Origin of the sequence: Klebsiella michiganensis (assembly GCF_002925905.1) — a bacterium.
GTDB classification, from domain to species: Bacteria; Pseudomonadota; Gammaproteobacteria; order Enterobacterales; family Enterobacteriaceae; genus Klebsiella; species Klebsiella michiganensis.
The window spans coordinates 1-18,938 of sequence record NZ_PRDB01000006.1 but is presented as its reverse complement, the minus strand read 5'-3'; the positions used below and the strand labels follow the sequence as shown (position 1 = coordinate 18,938).

The following is an 18,938-nucleotide window of genomic DNA, read 5'->3' as shown; positions in this document are numbered from 1 at the left end:
CAAACCGTTTAAACGGTATAAATACGAATATCGTGTTCGCTAAACGCGTCGCGATATTCGCGACTGATATTCTCCTCGACCACCAGCACGTCAATGGCGCTGCTTTCGACCACCACAAAGCGCGCCACCGCCGGGATTTTGTCCGAGGTCAGGCCGACGATGATTTCGCTGCACTGTTTTATCACCGCTTTTTTGAATTCACAGTCGGCGTAGTCAAAGCCCGTCAGACCTGACTCAGGCGCCATGGCGCAGCCGCCGATAAATCCCTGATCGAAGAGCATGCCCTGAATCTGCGCCACGGCGGAGGCGCCCACGCAGCCGCCGCTGGCCCGCTGGATCTGACCGCCAAGCATCACCACGTCATACAGCGGTTTTTTGAGCAGTACGGCAGCGATCTCGGGAGAATTCGTGACCACCGTTAACGCCAGCTCCGCCGGCAGCGCTTCCGCCATCGCCAGGTTGGTGGTGCCGGTATCGATAAAAATGCAGCCGCCGGGCTTCACCAGCTTTGCGCACTTCTGCGCGATCCTGCTTTTTGTCGCCGTATTTTTTTCTTTGCGCTCGCTATAGTCCCCCGCCTCCGGCAGGGTCATCACCGCGCCGCCGTAGACCTTTTTACAGTACCCTTCGCGGCTAAGTTCATGTAAATCACGGCGAATAGTATGCTCGGAGACGTTAAGCCGGCTGGCGAGTTCGGCGCAAACCACCCTGCCGTTCTCCTGCAGGATCTGGCAAATAAGCGCTTGTCGTTGTTTAGGAAAAGCAGCATAATCGAGCACAAATAACTCCTGATAAAATCTTTATCGAGCAACAAAGTGCATGATCGTGCATTCAGCCCCTGACTGTCAATACACCCTATAAAGAGGTTTGCTATGAAAATTGCCCACATCGCCCTATGGACCCGCCAGCTTGAGCAACAGGCCCGCTTTTGGGTGGCCTTCTTCGACGGCGAGATTAATGAGAAGTACTGCAGCCAAACCAACCCGGGCTTTGAGTCCTTTTTTGTCAAGATTGGCGACGGCATTGCCATTGAGCTGATGACCAAGCCGGGGCTTGTCGCGCAGACGGCGGATAACAACCACACCGGCTGGGTACACCTGGCGATTACCGTTGGCGGCGCTGAAAAGGTCGATACGCTGGCAAACCGCGCCGCCGCGCAGGGGATTCTGGTCTCGCCGCCGCGGACCACCGGCGATGGCTATTATGAAGCGGTGATTAAAGACCCCGATGGCAACCTGATTGAAATCGTCGCATAGTATCAGGCACTGACTCAACAGGAGACGCCCGTGGCCAACTATCGCGTAATCGACAAACAAAACTGGCCGCGAAAAGATCATTTTGATTTTTATCGCGGTTTTGCCAACCCCAGCTTTAATCTCTGCGTTCCTGTCGAAGCGCAGCGGCTATATGAGTGCGCGAAAGATCGCGGCGTCTCGTTTTTCCAGCTGGCGCTCTACGCCCTGGTTCGCGCGGCGAACGGGGTGCCGCAGCTGAAACAGCGGCAGTTGGGTGACGATATTATCGAATATGACCAGCTGGCGGTAATGACGCCGGTGATGACCGCCCAGGAAGGCTTTCGCCAGGTCTGGTGCGACAACGCCGCCGATTTTGCCGCCTTCAGCCATGCCGCCACGCCGAACATTGAAGCGGCGAAACATACCGCGCCGGCACCGCTTATCGTCAACGGCGAGAATTTCTTCTGCGCCAGCTGCCTGCCGTGGCTGCATTTCAGCGCCATCACTCACGCGGAGTATTACGTCGGCGCGGCGGTGCCTGCCCTCACCTGGGGCAAGCTGAAAAACGGCATTATCCCGGTGGCGGGCAAATTCAATCACGCCTTTGTTGACGGCCTGCACGCCAGCCGCTTCTTTGCCCGAGTCGAAGAGGGGTTCGGCGAGCCGGAGACCCTCTGGCAGGCAGAATAAATATCGTCCCTGTCATTCCCCTGCCCCGACCTTTCCCGGGGTGGCTTCCCCTCCCTGCGCTGCTGCAAATCCAACACGCGGGTTGCCTCAGGTTGCAATTGCAGCAGCCCGCGCGCTTTCCACAAAACCTATCTCACTGATTAATAAACATTAAAAATGAAATGCGTTCTGGCATAGCCTTTGCTTTAGCTGTCATATAACCCACAGGAATTATTAACTATTTAGATAGTTATTTTTTGCATATACCGTTTATTGAACCGTGAGATGTGACTATGCCCGACGAAAAACAGACCCTTCACTATTGCCGCCAGACGCCGAAGGCATACGTTATCCGCAGCGATGACGAAGCGATCGCCATCGCCCATGAGATCGCGGCGGTACTGCAGCCCGACGCGGCGCAACGCGATCGCAGCGGCAGCGTGCCGCCGGAGATTATCGATACCTACTCCAACAGCGGCCTGTGGGGGATTACCGTCCCGCGGCAGTGGGGCGGCGCCGAGGTTTCTGCCGCGACGCTGGCTCAGGTGATTGCGATTATTTCCGCCGCCGACCCGTCGCTGGGGCAAATCCCGCAGAACCACTACTGCCTGCTGGAGGATATTCGTCTGCAGGGCAGCGAAGCGCAGCAGGCCTTTTTCTTCGCTCAGGTGCTGAAAGGCTATCGCTTCGCCAATGCCCTTTCTGAGACCGGCGGTAAGACGGTGCTTGATATCCGCACCCGCCTGGAGGCCAGCGATCGCGGTCTGCGCATCACCGGTCGTAAAGGATACTGCACCGGATCTCTTTACGCCCACTGGATCGGCATTCTGGCGCTGGATGCGGAGAATAACGCGCAGCTGGCGTTTGTTCCGCGCGAATCTGCAGGGCTGACGGTCATCGACGATTGGGCCTGCCTCGGCCAGCGCACCACCGCCAGCGGGACGGTCCTGGCGGAGGATCTGGCCGTCGAGCCTTTCCACCTGTTCCCGACGTGGAAATCCTACGCGACGCCAACCCTTGCCGGGCCGTTTGCCCAGCTCACCACCGCCGCCATCGATCTGGGGATCGCCCGCGCGGCGCTTAGCGATACGGTAAGCTTTGTCAGCGAATTCGCCCGGCCGTGGATTGATGCCGGCGTTGAGCGCGCCAGCGAAGATCCGCTGACTATCTATCAGATAGGCCAGCTTGACAGCCGCCTGGCGGCCGCCGACGCGCTGCTGGAGCGGGCCGGGAAGGTGCTCGACCGGTATAAATACGATCTGAGCGAGGATAACGTCGCCCAGGCGTCTATCGCCGTGGCGCGCGCCAAGGTCTTTACCACCGAAGCGGCGCTGGAAGCCGCCAGCCGCCTGTTTGAGCTTAGCGGCACTCGCTCGACCAGCATCGCCCTCAATCTTGATCGCCACTGGCGCAACGGGCGCGTCCACACCCTGCACGACCCGGTGCGCTGGAAATATCAGCTGCTGGGCAACTGGGTGCTCAACGGCATTCGTCCGCAACGCCATGACTGGAACTGAGATGAACCGCGCGCTGGCTTTTTTCGCGAATATCGACTGGGGCGACGTGACGCAGGCCAGCGTCGATACCTTGACCATGCTGGGCTGGTCGCTGGGCTTTACCGTGCTGATTGGCCTGCCGCTGGGGATTGTGCTCTATCTCAGCGGCCAGCCTCGCCTGCTTCACGCGCCGCGCCTCTATCGCCTGCTGTCGCTGGGGGTCAACGTCCTGCGATCGCTGCCGTTTATCATTTTATTGATCGTGATGATCCCGGTGACGACGCTGATTACCGGCACTTCGCTCGGCGTTGAAGGCACCATCCCGCCGCTGGTTGTCGGCTGCGCGCCCTTCTTTGCCCGGCTGGTTGAGACCGCGCTGCGCGAGGTGGAGCACGGCCTGGTGGAGGCCAGCTGGTCGATGGGCGGCAACACCTGGCAGCTTATCTGGCACACCCTGCTGCCGGAGTCGCGCGCCGGGCTGATTGCCGCCGTGACCGTGACCGCGATTTTACTGGTGGATTACACCTCGATGGCCGGGGTCATCGGCGGCGGCGGGCTGGGCGACCTGGCCATCCGCTTTGGCTATCAACGCTTCCAGACGGACGTCATGGCGATTACCGTTCTGCTGCTGATTGCGCTGGTGCAGATAGTACAAATGAGCGGCGATCGTCTGGTGAAGGCGATGAGCCGCAAATAACAATAGCTTCAGGAATAAGACAATGAAAAAAACAATCCTCGCAGCGGGGCTTCTGGCCCTTTTCTGCCTGTCCGCCAGCGCCAATGAGACGCTGACCGTGGGCGCAACGCCGGTCCCCCATGCCGAAATTCTCGAGTTCGTGAAGCCCGAGCTGGCGAAACAGGGGGTCGATCTGAAAATTAAAGTCTTTAACGACTTTATCCAGCCTAACCAGCAGCTGGCGGAGAAAAATCTCGACGCCAACTACTACCAGTACCGCCCTTTCCTTGATAACTACAATCAGACCCGCCATACCCATCTGCTTCCGGTGGTCGGCGTGCATATTGAACCCTTTGGCGCTTATTCGAGTAAATATAAAACGCTCAAAGAGGTACCGGATGGCGCCACCGTTGCCATTCCGAACGATCCGGTGAATACCGGTCGCGCGCTGGTGATGCTCAGCAATGCCGGGCTGATTACCCTGAAAAACCCGCAGGATCCGCAGTCGGCGACCAAAGATATCACCGCTAATCCGCACCATTTTAAAATTCGCGAGCTGGAAGGCGCAATGCTGGCGCGGGCGGTGAATCAGGTCGATCTGGCGTTTATCTTCGCCAACTATGCGCTGGAGGCCGGAATTGATACCGACAAGGCGCTGCTGGTGGAAAAAGGCAGCGATCTGTACGTCGAGTATCTGGTGGCGCGTCCCGACAACATCAACGATCCCGGCATTCAGAAGCTGGCGAAAGCCCTGAACTCAGACCGCGTGCGCAGCTTTATTCTCACCCGCTATAAAGGCAAAATTTTGCCCGGTTTTTAATCGCCGGATGTTCATCGGCAGCCTGCGGGCTGCCGCTTAATTTCGTTAACAGAGCCGCTATCGTGACGCAAAAACCCAACGCCACAACGCATATTCAGCTAAGCCAGATAAGTAAAGCCTACCCCAACGGCGTGCAGGCGCTGCGGGATATTAATCTGCAGATCGCGCAGGGAGAAATCTTCGGCATTATCGGGCGCAGCGGCGCCGGAAAATCAACCCTGCTGCGCCTGTTCAACCGCCTGGAAAATGCCGATAGCGGTGAAATTATCATTCACGGCGAGCATACGCGGCACTACTCCCGCAGCCAGCTGCGCGACCTGCGCCGCCGGGTCGCGATGATCTTCCAGCACTTTAATTTGATGGCCACCAAAACGGTGGCGCAGAACGTTGAGCTGCCGCTGAAAATGGCCGGGGTACCGCGAGCGGAGCGGCGGCGACGGGTCGATGAGATCCTGGCGCTGGTCGGCCTCAGCGCCCTGCGCGACAGCTGGCCGGCTAAACTTTCCGGGGGACAAAAGCAGCGTACCGGCATCGCCCGCGCGCTGGTTACGCAGCCGGAGATCCTGCTGTGCGACGAAGCCACCTCGGCCCTCGACCCGGAAAATACCCTTGCGGTGCTGAAACTGCTAAAAGAGATTAATCAGCGCCTCGGTCTGACCATCGTACTGATCACCCATGAGATGGACGTCATTCGCACCCTCTGCGACCGGGTCGCGGTGCTTGAGCGCGGAGAAATTATCGAACAGGGGGAGGTGTGGCGAGTATTTGGCCATCCCCGGCACGAAGTCACCCAAAGCCTGCTCGGCACGCTGCACCATGACCGCCCGGACGAGCGTCCGCCGCTGAGCGGAAATCAGCAGCTGGTCACGCTGCATTTTGACGGCAGCAGCGGACATGAACCCAACTTACAGCATATCGCCGCCCTGCTGGGCGACGATGCTCGCCTGCTTTACGGCAGCTGCGAGCAGATTCAGGGACGGGTGATTGGCCAGCTGCGGGTACGCCTGGCGACACCGCTGGCAAATCAGCGCTTAGCGCAGCATGCCGGCTGGGTAGCAGACCGCCTGACCTTCTCCGGCGAACCGACAGCAGAGAATGCTGGCGCTTAGCGCAAAAATGACAGATTAATGCTGAATTATTGCTAATGCTAAATCGCTATAAGCCATAGCTTTTCGGTGTTAGACAGTGCGCGGTGCGCCTCTTATCTTTCGTCATGATTTGTAAATATTTTACGCAATTCTTTGATGAGGGAGCACTTTTGTCCAGACTACTGCACGGGTTAAAAACCAAACAGACGCGGTTCGCGCTTGCTCTGAAAATCGCGTTGCTCGGCGGCGCGGTGGCATTTTCTTCGGTCGCCATCGCCGACGACATTTTAAAAGAAGGGATCACCCCGGCCAGCGATGCCAGCCAGATCCCCGCGGCCGCGAAGCTGCGCAAAGATACCGTCGTGGCCGGCATCTCCGAGCCGCAGGGCATTTTTAACCCCTACTTCTTCGTCAACGGCTGGGATGAGAACGTCACCAACGTGATTTTCGCTCGCCTGATCGATTGGGACAGCCACGGCAATCTGGTGCCGGGCCTCGCCGAAAGCTGGACGGTGAGTCCGGATAACAAGGTCTACACCATCAAGCTGCGCCCCAACCTGACCTTTAGCGACGGTTCGCCGCTGACCGCCGACGATGTCGCCTTTACCCTTACCGTGCTGCTGGATCCGAAATACGACGGCGATACCAATATCACGCTCGCCAATATTGCCGGCGGCGCGGAGTACAAAGCGGCGAAAGCCGATAGCGTCAGTGGTCTGAAAGTGCTTGACCCCTTAACGCTGCAGGTGACCACCACCCAGCCGGGCGCGACGACGCTGGCAAAAATTGGCGGCCCGGTCCTATCCAAAGCCTATTACGGCAAAGGCTACCAGCGCGGCAACCTCGACTATCTGCGCACCCTGCACGGCAAACCGCTGGGCAACGGTCCCTACGTTTACGACAAATACATCCCCGGCCAGGAGATTCGTTTCCACGCCAACAGCCATTTTTATCGCGGTACGCCGCCCACCCCGCGCTTTATCTATCGCGTGACCAACCCGTCAACCAACTTCCAGCTCTTCCAGACGGGCGAAACCGACTACGACGCCTTTACCTCGCGTCCTGACGATATCGAACAGCTGAAAATGCTCGGCTTTGCCAACATCAACCTTTACGGCTCCAGCGACTACAGCCAGGTGGAATTTAACGTCCGCCGCCCGGCGCTGAAGGACGTGAAGGTACGCCAGGCGCTGATTTACGGCCTCGACCGCCAGAAGCTGATTGATGTGGTCTACCAGGGCTACGGCAAGGTGGCGATTGAGCCTATCGCGCCGATCTCCTGGGCCTGGAACGCCGACGGGGTAAACCCGTATCACTACGACCCGGCGCAGGCGAAAAAGCTGCTTGACGAAGCCGGCTGGAAACCGGGGCCGGACGGTATCCGCGTTAAAGAGGGCAAACGCCTGGAGTTAACGCTGCTGGTGAGCAAGAAAGTGCTCAACGATGCGCTGATCCCCATCGCCAAAGAGAACTGGCAGCAGATTGGCGTCCTGTTAAAACCGCAGGTCGTCGATTTCAACGCCCTGATGGCGCAGCGTAAGTCGGGTAATTACGATCTGGCGTCGTTCAGCACCAGCACCCTTAACGACCCGCATGATGGCGTGTGGGATTTTTACAGCGCGGAAGCGAAAGAGTCCGGCTATAACAACCCGCAGGTCGATAAGCTGATTACCGAAGGTAACTCGGTGCTCGACGTCGAGAAGCGTAAGCCTATCTACCACCAGCTGTATCAGGTACTGGCGCAGGACCCGCCGGTGATCCTTCTCGGCTACCGTGAAATTCTCTCGGCGAGCAGCGCCCGGGTCACCGGCTTCAAACCGGATATCTACAACGGCCTGACCGGCAGCCTGCCGGATGTCAAAATCGTTAAGTAAATCCCCGGCCGCCGGGATGACCGGCGGCTGACGTGAGAATGTCATGAGAAATTTCATCCTGAGACGGCTGCTGCAAACGCTGCCGATGCTGCTGCTGGCCTCCTTTATTATCTTTATGCTGTTTGCCAAAACGCCGGGCGATTTTATCGACGGCAATATCACCCTCACCGCCGCCCGCGCCGCCGAACTGAAAGCCATTTACGGCCTGGATCAGCCGCTGCTCACCCGCTATATCCACTGGCTCGGCCAGCTGCTGCGCGGCGATCTCGGGTTTTCGCTGCAGTACCAGATCCCGGTCAGCCAGCTGCTCAACCAGTACATCTGGAACTCTTTCCTGCTGGCCAGCGTGGCGCTGGTATTTTACTGGGGAATTGGCCTGACGGTGGGCGTGGTCTCAGCGCTGAAGCCCAATTCTGCGTTCGATCATCTGGTGAGCGTCGCGGTGTTCGCCGCCATGTCGTTCCCGACCTTTTTTCTCTGTCTGCTGCTCATCAAGTGGTTCGCCGTCGACCTGCACTGGCTGCCGGTGGGCGGCATGACCAATACCGGCAGCGACGATCGCGGCTGGGAGTATGTGCTGCAGGTCGCCGCCCATCTGGTGCTGCCGGTACTGGCGCTGGTGATGCTCCAGGCGGGCAGCCTGACCCGCTATTTTCGCGCCAGCATGCTCGACGTGGTGAAAATGGATTTTATCCGCACCGCCCGCGCGAAAGGGATGCGCGAACGCACGGTTATCCTGAAGCACGCCCTGCGTAACGCCCTGCTGCCGATCATCACCCTGCTCGGCTTCGAGCTGCCGGGGCTGTTCTCCGGGGCGATCATTACCGAAAAAGTGTTTAACTGGCCGGGGGCCGGGCATATTCATATCGATTCGCTGGCCGCCCGCGACTACCCGGTGTTAATGGGCTTTACCCTGTTTCTGGCGGTGCTGACCATTCTTGGCAACCTGATTGCCGATGTGCTTTACGCGTGGGTCGACCCGCGCATTCGCGTGAGGTCCTGATGCTCAGCTCTCTGTTTTCTGCTAACCGACGCCTGCGCAAGGCGGAAATCCCGGCGCTGGCGCAGGTGACCCCATCCCCCTGGCGTCAGGCCTGGCAGGCGCTGCGCCGCAATCGCCTGGCGATGCTGTGCCTGCTGCTGCTGGTCGTAATGGCCCTCTGGTGCATACTGGGGCCGCTGTGGTCGCCGTGGAAAGACGATGCCACCGACGCGCTGATGATTAACAGGCCGCCCGGCGCGGAACACTGGCTGGGTACCGACTTTCTCGGTCGCGATATTTACACCCGCCTGCTGCTGGCCGGGCGCATTTCGCTGATCATCGGCCTGCTGACCATGCTGCTGTCGGTCACCCTTGGCTATCTGCTCGGCGCGCTGTCGGGCTACGCCGGCGGCCTGACCGATAAACTTATTATGCGTTTTGCCGATCTGGTGATGACTATCCCCGGCCTGCCGCTGCTGATTGTCGCGGGCGCGATGCTCTCGGAGCTCGATTTCTCACCGGACTCACGCATCTATATGGTGGTGATTATGCTGAGCCTGCTGGAGTGGCCGAAGCTGGCGCGGCTGGTACGCGGGCAGTGCCTCTCCCTGCGCGAGCGCGACTTTATGCTGGCAACCCAGGTGCTGGGACTGTCGGCGCGACGCCGTCTGTTTGGTCATCTGCTGCCGAATACGGTACCGATTCTGGTGGTCATGGCGACCATGGCGGTGGCGAACGCCATCCTCAGCGAGTCGGCGCTCAGCTACCTCGGGCTTGGCGTGGTACCGCCGACGCCGTCGTGGGGCAATATGATGGACGCCGCCAACAGCCTGATCGACTTTCAGCGCCGGCCCTGGCTGTGGATGCCGCCGGGGATCGCCATTTTTATCACCGTCATCGCCATTAACGTGCTGGGCGACGGCCTGCGCGACGCCATGGACCCTAAAATGAAACAGAGGCTGAAATGAGTCGCGCATTAATCACCTTTAATCAGCTTTCGGTCTCTTTTGCCGCCGACAAAAACCGGGTACGCGCGGTACAGGATGTGTCGTTCACTATTCGCGCCGGGCAGACCGTTGGCGTGGTCGGCGAATCCGGCTGCGGCAAAAGCGTCACCGCCATGTCGTTAATGGGCCTGCTGCCACCGCAGGCGGCGCGCATTGACGGCGGGGAAATTCTTTTTGAGGGCCAGGACCTGCTGCGGCTGAAAAACGCCCGTATGGCCGACCTGCGCGGCAATCAGCTGGCGATGATTTTTCAGGAGCCGATGACCGCCCTGAATCCGGTACTCACCGTCGGCGAGCAGCTCTGCGAACCGCTGATTCGCCACCGCGGCGAGCCGCCGAAGGCCGCATGGCAACACGCTACCCAGCGCCTGACGGATGTCGGGCTGGCGCGCGCGGAGAGCCTGATGGCCAGCTATCCGCATCAGCTTTCCGGCGGCATGCTGCAGCGGGTGATGATTGCCATGGCGCTGAGCTGCCAGCCGAAGCTGCTGATTGCCGATGAGCCGACAACCGCCCTGGACGTCACCGTGCAGGCGCAGATCCTGCGCCTGCTGCGCGACCAGGCGCGGGCCAACCGGATGGCGATGATGCTGATTACCCACGATCTCGGGGTTATCGCGCAGATGGCCGAGCACGTTGTGGTGATGTACGCCGGGCGTATCGTCGAGCAGGGCGCGACCGCCGCGATTCTGCGTCACCCGCAGCATCCCTATACCCAGGGGCTGATTGCCTCGCGGCCGGTGCCGGGGGCGCGGCGCCGACGCCTCTATTCAATCCCCGGCCAGGTGCCGGACCTCGCCGCCCTTCCCGCCGGATGTGCCTTTGCCGAGCGCTGCGCAAAAGCCACCGCGCGCTGCCGACAGAGCATTCCGCCGCTGTCAGGGCAAGACCGGCAGGCCGCCTGCTTTTACAGTGAACTTTCGGAGTCCGTGACATGAGTCATGAATACGTGATTGAAGTGGATGGGCTGAAAAAACACTTCCCGCTGCGCGATGGGCTGTTCGGTCAGCAGACCGGCGTACTGCGGGCGGTGGATGGCGTGAGCTTTAAGATTCGCCGGGGAACGATTTTTGGTCTGGTGGGCGAATCCGGCAGCGGGAAAACCACCGTTGGCCGTACGCTACTGGGGCTGTATGAGAAGACCGCCGGCAGCGTCAAGTTTCGCGGTCAGGAACTTGCCGAACTGCCGCCGCGGGCAATGCGCGCGCTGCGGCCTAAAATCCAGCTGGTGTTTCAGGACCCCTACAGTTCGTTAAACCCGCGCATTCGCATCGGCGACGCCATTGGCGAAGCGATGCTGGAGCACAAGCTCTGTCGCCGGGCGGAGCTGTATGACAAAACCCTTGAGGTGATGCGCATCTGCGGGCTGGCGCCGCAGCATTACAACCGCTTCCCGCACGAGTTTTCCGGCGGCCAGCGTCAGCGCATCGGCATTGCCCGGGCGCTGATCTTAAACCCGGATTTTATTATTGCCGATGAGCCGATTTCGGCCCTCGATGTGTCGATTCAGGCGCAGATTATTAATCTGTTTTCCGATCTGCGCGACGATCATGGGGTGACGTTTTTGTTTATCTCCCACGATCTCGGGGTGGTAGAACATCTCTGCGATGACGTGGCGGTGATGTATCTCGGGCAACTGGTGGAGACTGCCAGCCGCGATGCGCTATTCAGCCGGCCTTTGCATCCCTACACCCGGGCGCTGCTGGCGGCGGTACCGACCCTCGATCCGGACAGCGAGCCGGTCGCGGTGGTACAAGGTGAAATTCCCGACCCGTCCCGGCCGCCTTCCGGCTGTCGCTTTTCCTCCCGCTGCCCGCAGGCCAGCGACCGCTGCCGTCGCGATATTCCACTATTAAGGGAGGTCGCCGACGGCCACCACGTCGCCTGTCACGCGGTTTAGCGCCAGCCAGGCTTCGGACCATAAAAAAACCGCCCACAGGGGGCGGTTACTTGCGCAAGAGCGAAACGGCTGCGGCTACTCTTCCAGCGCGAAGGCAATAATATCATCGCCCACGTCCGGCGAGTGGCTGGCGCCCCCGGCGGAGATCACCACGTACTCTTTACCACTTTTCGGTGATTTATAGATCAGCGGCGCCGCCACTGCCCCAACCGGCAGACGAGCGCGCCACAGCTCTTTACCGGTGGCGGAATCCAGCGCGCGCAGGTAGTTATCCTGAGTTCCCGCGAAGAACACCAGTCCGGAAGCGGTTGACGTCGGGCCGCCCAGCGTCGGCATACCCAGCGGGATATGCATGTGCGTTTTCAGCCCCAGCGGACCGGTATCCTCCACCGACCCCATCGGCACCTGCCACAACAGCTGGCGAGTGTTGAGATCAATGGCGCTCATGGTGCCAAACGGCGGGGTATTACAGGGAACGCCCAGCGCCGACTGCAAAATATCGATCCGCACGCCGCCGTATGGCCCGGCAATTTGCGGCCGCACGGTTCCCATAAAGCCGGGCACCTCGTCGGTGGAGACTTTATATTTCGCCATATCCTCTTTGCGCACCAGCGACATTCTCAACGGCATCCGCATATCGTTGACGAACAGCGTTCCTGTGCGCTCATCGATAGTGATACCGCCCCAGTTCATGCCGCCCAGCAGGCTTGGCCACTCGATGTACGGCTTCTCTGACGGCGGCGTGTACATGCCAAGATAAGTCGACGCTTTGAAGTCGATACGGCACATCAGCTGATCGAACGGCGTCACGCCCCACATCGATTTCTCGGTGAGCGGCTCGACGCCCAGCTGCGGCATGCCGGTGGAGAAAGGTTGGGTGGCGGAGAGATGCTCGCCTTCCGCGCCGTCATGGGCGACAGGCTGCTCTTCCACGCGGGTCACCGGCTTACCGGTACGCCGGTCGAGTACGTAAATCTGCCCGGTTTTGGTGGTCTGGATCAGAACCGGAACCTCTTCGCCCCGCTCGTTTTTCATATGGAACAGTACCGGCTGCGACGGCAGGTCATAGTCCCAGATATCATGATGCACGGTCTGGAAGACCCACTTCGTCTCGCCGGTGCTGGCGTCCACCGCCACCACGGAAGATCCGTATTTCTCTTTGGCCGCGTTGCGATCGCCGCCCCAGTAGTCCGGCGGACCGTTACCGGTCGGCAGATAAATCAGGTTCAGCTCTTTGTCAAAGCCCGGCACCGTCCAGACGTTCGGCGTTTCGAGGGTATAGACGCGACCTTTTACCGGGTCGGTAACGTTTTCCGGCTGGCCGATGTCCCACGCCCACACCACGTTTCCGTTACGTACGTCAAACGCGCGTACCACCCCGGACGGTTCACCGTGCACGATATCGCGCACCCAGCCGCCGAGCACCGCAATATGCCCCATAATCACCGGCGTTGAGGTCGGGTGGTAGCGTTTGCTGTTTTCGGTATTGTCCATACCCTGTTTCAGATCGACGCTACCGTGATCGCCGAAGTCATCGCACAGTTCGCCGGTTTTGGCGTTCAGGGCGATCAAACGGGCGTCGACGGTAGACACCAGGATACGCTGCGGGCACTGCTGCAGCGCCGGGCTGGCCTTCTCTTCTGCGCTCAGCGAATCATCGCTTTGTACATCGTAATAGCCGACCCCGCGACAGGTGACGTGTTCGGCGGTACTTGCGTGCGGGTCAAAACGCCAGCGCGCTTTCCCGGTATCCGCATCCAGCGCCGTAACCACGTTCAGCGGCGTACAGGAGTACAGCGTGTCGCCAATTTGCAGCGGGGTATTTTCATCGACGCCAATCCCGGCGCCGGTTAGCCGGCGGCCGGTGTGATACGTCCAGGCGACTTTCAGGTTTTTGACGTTTTGCGGCGTGATCTCATCGTACGGCGCAAAACGGGTGCCGGAGGCATCGCGGCCGAAGAACGCCCAGTTATCGCTTTTGGCAGCCAGGGTCGGCGTGCTGTCGTCGATCGCTTTCACCACGCCGTGATGAATACCGCCGTGCGGGTAGAAGGCGGAAACCAGCGTCGCCAGCAGCAGGAGGAAAATCGCCGAGGCGCTCCAGTTGGCGTAGCGTCTGCACGCAGGCGGGATCGGCAGCGTCGCCGCCAGCCACAGCGCCAGCATCAGCATCAGCGCGGGAACGACCAGCCGGGGGATCAGGCCCCAATAGCTGAGCTGCACTTCATACAGCGCCCAGCAAAGGGTCAACAGGAAAGTCAGAATGGCAAAAGGCAGGACATAGCGGCTGCGGACAAGATAGCCGACGGCGATAAGCAGATAAGCGAGACCGGCTAACAGATACCAGGCGCTGCCGCCGAGAGAGAGGAGTTTGCCCCCCCAGATAGTGAAAAAGAGTCCAGTGCCAAAGCTCAGTAATGCAAAAAGTACCCGGTAAACGGTAAAGAACAGGCCCCTACCGCTACCTTGTTGTTCGTCCATATTTCATCCCATACGACGTCAGTCGAAAAAACCAAAACATCTCATATAAACAGCGCGTTATCAGACCAAGAAAAGCGCATACCGCATATCATGTTGGTTGGACGCTCTCGGACAGAGCGAAGAACGTAAGGAATTATATGTATTTGTAAAAATAATGTAAAACTATCAGGCATTAAATGTTTAAAATTTTTTAATTTATAAAAGTAAGTTGAACGAATGATGGGTTATAACGAAAGCCGCAAAGCCCGCGTTGCATCCGCTGTTAAGCCCGTTTCGATCCAGGCGAATCAGTCCGATCGTCTTGCTATCCTCCCCCCGCTGTTTAATCATACCCGGCGCGTTCATTTGACCGCTTACATCGGGCGAAGCCATTCGCCTTGACACCTGAAGGGGAAAAATTTCATGGCTGTTCAGGAGATTAAACATGAATAAACGAAAATATCTCACCGAAACTGAGATAAAAAAAATCATCAACGAGGCGTATAAGGGAGCGAACCCGGAGAGGGATCGTTGTTTAATCTGGATGTGCTTCATTCACGGCTGCCGCGTCAGCGAAATTCGCCACTGGCGGCTATCTGACCTTGACTTGCATAACCACTCAATTTACGTCAAACGGCTTAAAAATGGGTTTTCCACAACGCATCCTCTCTTTTCCAGCGAGATGACGTTTATCCGTGAATGGCTGTCGGTGCGTAAAAACTATCGCAACAGCGACAGCGACTGGCTATTTCTTTCGCAAAAAGGAACGCCGCTATCGCGTCAGCGGATCCACGTATTGATTAGCCACTATAGCCAAAGTGCGGGTTTAAGGATTGCGGCCCATCCGCATATGCTGCGCCACGCCTGCGGTTTTTCGCTGGCCGATAAGGGCATGGATACCCGGCTAATTCAGGATTATCTCGGTCACAGAAATATTCAGCATACGGTGCTTTATACTGCGAGCAATGCTGCAAGATTTAAAAATATATGGTGACGCAATAACCAATATATTTCTTACTTGACATAATGTATCAGATTGTCACTAACATAATAAATCGCCAATAACCTGTCAACCAGTAAGGTTTTTCGCATCTCGAAAAATTAAAAACATTAATTATCAATAGATTAGAAACTGACGCGCATTTTCCAGCAAACCCTGACCTCAGACGTCACCCTCCGAAACACCAGATTATTTACCATCCAATCCTGAATTTATGGTTTTTAATATTGCAAAAAACGCCATCCCTGGCATCTACATCTAAAAAATCAACAAACAAAATAGATAAAACTAAACATGACACTTTGATACAAAATGTCTTCTGCAGAAATAAACCTCAGCGTCACTGAATCTATTTCAGCACGACATCTGGCTATCAGATTAATAAAGGCTCATGAGAAATTTATTTCTGTGAGGCTATTACCTTTCTATATTGCATATAAGGACTACCTTATGAACAAGAGTCTTATTGCTGTTGGTCTGTTAGCCGGTGTCATGTCCGCCTCCGTATTCGCGGATGATGGCCGTATTAATTTTTACGGCTCCATCACCGATAGCGCCTGTACCGTGATCAATAATATGACCAACCCGCTGTCGGTTATGATGGGGAATGTCTCCAGCAAAGCCTTCAACGGCGCGGGCTCCACGGCCTCGGCGACCAAATTTATTATTGAGCTGAAAGATTGCCCGAAATCCGCTAAGTCGGCCACGGTAAAATTCGACGGCACGGCGGACAGCAGCGTCGGCACTATTCTGGCGCTCACCCAAGAGCCTGGCGTGGCACAGGGCGTCGGGATCCAGTTAATGGACAATAAAAACGTCGTCGTCCCATTATATACCGCCTCGTCCGCTTACCCGCTGCAGCCGGGCGAAAATAGTCTCGCTTTCGTCGCCCGCTATTATGCGACATCAAGCACCGTAAACGCAGGGTTCGCTAACTCTACCAGCACATTTACCCTCAATTACAACTAACGGATATTTCGTCGGCGTATTTCTGTTGCGCTGGCGTTATTTCCGCGGACCGGCAGCGGCCGGTCCGTCCCTTTTCGTATTTGTGGAGTCAATAGCTATCATGCATAAAGGATATAGAATATTTCCCCTTCTCCTCCTGGTGCTGGCGAGCGAATTAGCGGCGGCGATAGAAAGCGGCGGCGTCACAATTGGCGGCACGCGACTGATTTTTGACGGCGGCAAAAAAGAGGCCTCTTTAAGCGTCAGCAATTCGGATACCGGCCCATATCTGATCCAGTCGTGGGTGGAGCCGCGCAATAACGATCCGGCCAGGCCGCCGTTTATTATTACCCCGCCGCTGTTCCGCCTCGACGGCAATCAGCAAAACCTGCTGCGGATCGTCAATACCGGCGGCCAGCTCCCTACCGATCGCGAGTCGCTTTATTGGCTAAACGTCAAAGCTATTCCGACAAATACCGCCCCGGAAGACGCGAACACGTTGCAAATCGCCGTAAGAACGCGCCTCAAGCTTATTTATCGTCCCAAAACGCTGAAGGGTATCCCGGAAGAGGTGACCCATAAGCTGAAATGGAGCCTGACGGGCAGCAGGCTAACGGTATCGAATCCGACGCCGTTTTACATGAATTTCAACGAGGTCACGGTGGGCAATCATCCCATTACCGAAGCCACCTTTGTCGCACCAATGAGCTCAGCCACGTTTGCTACCCCTGGCAAGGTGACCGGCCTGGTGTCATGGAAAATCATTAGCGACTTTGGCGGCGTGGGAAAAAGCCACACGCAGGTTCGCTAACCCGCCGCTGCCGACGGTTTGCGCTGCGGCGATTTGCCGTCAGCTAAGGAGCATTTCAGGATGAACAAAAGAACCTCAAGCGACTCGCCCTTGAATTTAGCTTACCTTATCGCCGCCCAGATTGCCCTGATTGTGGGGATAAGCCCCTCAGCTAACGCCCGGGAACGGTTCAACCCCGCCCATCTGGAAACCGGCGCAGGCGGGCTGGCCACCACCGATCTCTCCGCCTTCGAGGAGCATGGCGGGCAGCAGCCCGGACGCTACAGGGTGGATATTTATGTCAATGACAGCAAGGTGGATACCCGGGACGTTGAGTTCCGCATACAGCAAAACGCGCAGGGACAGAACACATTACAGCCCTGCCTGTCCCTGAACGATTTGGCCTCATGGGGCGTCATGATCCAGCGTTATCCGACGTTAGGCCAGCCCGATGCCAGCTGCGCAAGGCTGTCGGCGATTCCTCAGGCCAGCGCCGACTTTCGTTTCTCGCACCAGCAGCTGCTGTTAAGTTTTCCCCAATCTTCCCTTACCAACGCCGCGCGCGGCTGGGTCGATCCAGCGCGGTGGGATGACGGCATTCCGGCGGCGCTGGTCAATTACAGCGTCAGCGGCGCCAACAACCGGGACAAAAAAGGCGGCGGCGGCGGCGGAAACGCGCAGTACATTAATTTACGCCCCGGTCTTAATATCGGTCCCTGGCGATTGCGTAATTACACCACCTGGAACCGCAACAGCCAGAACGGTGAAAGCGGCACCTCAACAAAATGGGATACCGTTTATACCTACGCCCAGCGCGATATACGCTCGCTGAAGAGCCGACTGACGCTGGGCGATAGCACCACGCCTTCCGATATTTTCGACAGTATTCCGTTTCGCGGCGGCCAGCTGGCGTCTGACGACGATATGCTGCCGGAGAGCCTGCGCGGCTATGCCCCCGTAGTGCGGGGGATCGCCCGTACCCATGCCCAGGTCACGATCCGACAAAACGGATACATCATTTATCAGACCTACGTTTCGCCCGGCAGCTTCGAAATCACCGATATGTACCCCACCGGCGGTTCCGGGGATCTGTACGTCACCATCAAAGAGTCTGACGGCAGCGAACAATTCCTCGTGGTGCCCTACGCCTCGGTCCCGGTGCTGCAGCGCGAAGGCCGGTTAAAATACGCCATGACCACCGGCGTTTACCGCGCCTATAACAACGGCATCGATAAAGCCCCGCTGGCCGCTGGCACGGCGATTTATGGCCTTCCCGCCGGCTACACCGTATACGGCGGCGGCCAGTTCAGTAACAGATACCAGGCGTTAGCGTTGGGCATAGGTAAAAACCTGGGCTCCATTGGCGCCCTGTCCACCGATATCACCCAGGCCTGGTCGCAGCAAAAAAATCGACCGCGAGAAGAAGGCCAATCCTGGCGTATTCGCTACAGCAAAAACCTGGTGCAGACCGGGACTAACTTCACCTTCGCTGGCTATCGCTATGCCACCAGCGGCTACTGGGATATGCAGGACGTTCTTAATACCTGGCGCGATGGGCGGCGCTACGTGATGCCGGAACGCAGGCGCAACCGCGCCGAGTTAACCGTCAGCCAGAACCTGTTTCAGATACCAGGCAACCTCGCGCTTAGCGCCATCGTGGAAGACTATTGGGATACAAACAAACGCATGGAGTCATATAGCGCGAGCTACAACGGTTCGTATAAAGGCATCAGTTTCGGTCTGAGCTACAGCTATAACATTCACTCTGCGGAACGCTACGGCCAGCGCTCCGGGCGCATCTACGACCGCGATGGGCTGTTTGCGCTCACCATGAGTATTCCTCTGGAGAAATTATTCGGCGGCCATCCCACCTACGTCAGCTACATGATGAATACCAGTAAGCAGGGGAATACCACCAATAATCTGAGCCTGGGCGGTACCTTATTGGCCGATAACAATCTGAGCTGGAGCGTCATGCAGGGCTATGGTTCTC

At 57.9% G+C, this 18,938-nt stretch carries 17 protein-coding genes; 15 read left to right on the top strand and 2 right to left on the bottom strand.

What is annotated here, in order from left to right; genetic code table 11:
* Positions 1-8 precede the first annotated feature (8 nt).
* Positions 9-779 (bottom strand): DeoR/GlpR family DNA-binding transcription regulator, encoded by a 771-nt coding sequence (locus CDA56_RS14285; protein WP_004851588.1) that lies wholly within the window; start codon positions 777-779, stop codon positions 9-11.
* Positions 780-872: 93 nt separating this feature from the next.
* On the opposite strand from CDA56_RS14285, the gene CDA56_RS14280 reads away from it, so the two are divergent.
* From CDA56_RS14280 to CDA56_RS14230, 11 genes are all read left to right on the top strand, one after another.
* A complete protein-coding gene (locus CDA56_RS14280; RefSeq protein WP_025105857.1) occupies positions 873-1,256 on the top strand; it encodes a VOC family protein in 384 nt (127 codons plus the stop codon).
* A gap of 30 nt (positions 1,257-1,286) precedes the next feature.
* On the top strand, positions 1,287-1,925 hold the full coding sequence (locus tag CDA56_RS14275; protein WP_102803295.1) for a CatA-like O-acetyltransferase, family 1: 639 nt from the start codon (positions 1,287-1,289) through the stop codon (positions 1,923-1,925).
* 272 nt (positions 1,926-2,197) lie between these two features.
* Entirely contained in the window at positions 2,198-3,421 is a 1,224-nt protein-coding gene (locus CDA56_RS14270; RefSeq protein ID WP_102803296.1) for an SfnB family sulfur acquisition oxidoreductase, read from the top strand.
* 1 nt (position 3,422) lies between these two features.
* The gene (locus CDA56_RS14265) at positions 3,423-4,097 is read left to right on the top strand and encodes a methionine ABC transporter permease (RefSeq protein WP_102803297.1); all 675 of its coding nucleotides are present in this window, start codon (positions 3,423-3,425) and stop codon (positions 4,095-4,097) included.
* Positions 4,098-4,119: 22 nt separating this feature from the next.
* The gene (locus CDA56_RS14260; RefSeq protein WP_102803298.1) at positions 4,120-4,896 is read left to right on the top strand and encodes a MetQ/NlpA family ABC transporter substrate-binding protein; all 777 of its coding nucleotides are present in this window, start codon (positions 4,120-4,122) and stop codon (positions 4,894-4,896) included.
* Positions 4,897-4,958: 62 nt separating this feature from the next.
* Entirely contained in the window at positions 4,959-6,005 is a 1,047-nt protein-coding gene (locus tag CDA56_RS14255; protein WP_048262240.1) for a methionine ABC transporter ATP-binding protein, read from the top strand.
* 149 nt (positions 6,006-6,154) lie between these two features.
* Positions 6,155-7,858 (top strand): ABC transporter substrate-binding protein, encoded by a 1,704-nt coding sequence (locus tag CDA56_RS14250; RefSeq protein WP_103814350.1) that lies wholly within the window; start codon positions 6,155-6,157, stop codon positions 7,856-7,858.
* 43 nt (positions 7,859-7,901) lie between these two features.
* On the top strand, positions 7,902-8,861 hold the full coding sequence (locus tag CDA56_RS14245; protein WP_032749772.1) for an ABC transporter permease: 960 nt from the start codon (positions 7,902-7,904) through the stop codon (positions 8,859-8,861).
* Positions 8,861-9,808: an oligopeptide ABC transporter permease gene (gene opp4C, locus CDA56_RS14240; RefSeq protein ID WP_004851599.1), complete on the top strand. Its 948-nt coding sequence runs from the start codon at positions 8,861-8,863 to the stop codon at positions 9,806-9,808. The genes CDA56_RS14245 and opp4C overlap by 1 nt, the downstream gene beginning before the upstream one ends.
* A complete protein-coding gene (locus CDA56_RS14235; protein ID WP_032719243.1) occupies positions 9,805-10,785 on the top strand; it encodes an ABC transporter ATP-binding protein in 981 nt (326 codons plus the stop codon). The genes opp4C and CDA56_RS14235 overlap by 4 nt, the downstream gene beginning before the upstream one ends.
* Positions 10,782-11,747, top strand: coding sequence for an ABC transporter ATP-binding protein (locus CDA56_RS14230; protein WP_025105867.1), 966 nt, complete (start codon positions 10,782-10,784; stop codon positions 11,745-11,747). Before CDA56_RS14235 ends, CDA56_RS14230 begins: the two co-directional genes overlap by 4 nt.
* A 75-nt stretch (positions 11,748-11,822) precedes the next feature.
* On the opposite strand, the gene CDA56_RS14225 is transcribed toward CDA56_RS14230, so the two are convergent.
* On the bottom strand, positions 11,823-14,228 hold the full coding sequence (locus tag CDA56_RS14225; protein WP_102803300.1) for a membrane-bound PQQ-dependent dehydrogenase, glucose/quinate/shikimate family: 2,406 nt from the start codon (positions 14,226-14,228) through the stop codon (positions 11,823-11,825).
* 424 nt (positions 14,229-14,652) lie between these two features.
* Here CDA56_RS14225 and CDA56_RS14220 point away from each other — a divergent pair, with 424 nt between their 5' ends.
* The 4 genes from CDA56_RS14220 to CDA56_RS14205 form a co-directional block, all read left to right on the top strand.
* Positions 14,653-15,201 carry a tyrosine-type DNA invertase gene (locus tag CDA56_RS14220; protein WP_032749775.1) on the top strand — a complete coding sequence of 183 codons (549 nt, stop codon included), beginning with the start codon at positions 14,653-14,655 and terminating at the stop codon, positions 15,199-15,201.
* A gap of 456 nt (positions 15,202-15,657) precedes the next feature.
* A complete protein-coding gene (locus tag CDA56_RS14215; RefSeq protein WP_025105870.1) occupies positions 15,658-16,176 on the top strand; it encodes a fimbrial protein in 519 nt (172 codons plus the stop codon).
* A 100-nt stretch (positions 16,177-16,276) separates the two neighbouring features.
* A complete protein-coding gene (locus CDA56_RS14210) occupies positions 16,277-16,966 on the top strand; it encodes a fimbrial biogenesis chaperone (RefSeq protein WP_103814352.1) in 690 nt (229 codons plus the stop codon).
* Between the two features lie 60 nt (positions 16,967-17,026).
* Positions 17,027-18,938, top strand: a 1,912-nt coding sequence (locus CDA56_RS14205; protein WP_104011375.1) for a fimbria/pilus outer membrane usher protein, incomplete at its 3' end; no start/stop codon positions are given.

Coding starts and splice junctions, on each gene's coding strand:
- CDA56_RS14245 (WP_032749772.1), top strand. CDS start 7,902: ATGAGAAATTTCATCCTGAGACGGCTGCTGCAAACGCTGCCGATGCTG.
- CDA56_RS14270 (WP_102803296.1), top strand. CDS start 2,198: ATGCCCGACGAAAAACAGACCCTTCACTATTGCCGCCAGACGCCGAAG.
- CDA56_RS14260 (WP_102803298.1), top strand. CDS start 4,120: ATGAAAAAAACAATCCTCGCAGCGGGGCTTCTGGCCCTTTTCTGCCTG.
- CDA56_RS14280 (WP_025105857.1), top strand. CDS start 873: ATGAAAATTGCCCACATCGCCCTATGGACCCGCCAGCTTGAGCAACAG.
- CDA56_RS14210 (WP_103814352.1), top strand. CDS start 16,277: ATGCATAAAGGATATAGAATATTTCCCCTTCTCCTCCTGGTGCTGGCG.
- CDA56_RS14265 (WP_102803297.1), top strand. CDS start 3,423: ATGAACCGCGCGCTGGCTTTTTTCGCGAATATCGACTGGGGCGACGTG.
- CDA56_RS14220 (WP_032749775.1), top strand. CDS start 14,653: ATGAATAAACGAAAATATCTCACCGAAACTGAGATAAAAAAAATCATC.
- CDA56_RS14225 (WP_102803300.1), bottom strand. CDS start 14,228: ATGGACGAACAACAAGGTAGCGGTAGGGGCCTGTTCTTTACCGTTTAC.
- opp4C (WP_004851599.1), top strand. CDS start 8,861: ATGCTCAGCTCTCTGTTTTCTGCTAACCGACGCCTGCGCAAGGCGGAA.
- CDA56_RS14230 (WP_025105867.1), top strand. CDS start 10,782: ATGAGTCATGAATACGTGATTGAAGTGGATGGGCTGAAAAAACACTTC.
- CDA56_RS14215 (WP_025105870.1), top strand. CDS start 15,658: ATGAACAAGAGTCTTATTGCTGTTGGTCTGTTAGCCGGTGTCATGTCC.
- CDA56_RS14235 (WP_032719243.1), top strand. CDS start 9,805: ATGAGTCGCGCATTAATCACCTTTAATCAGCTTTCGGTCTCTTTTGCC.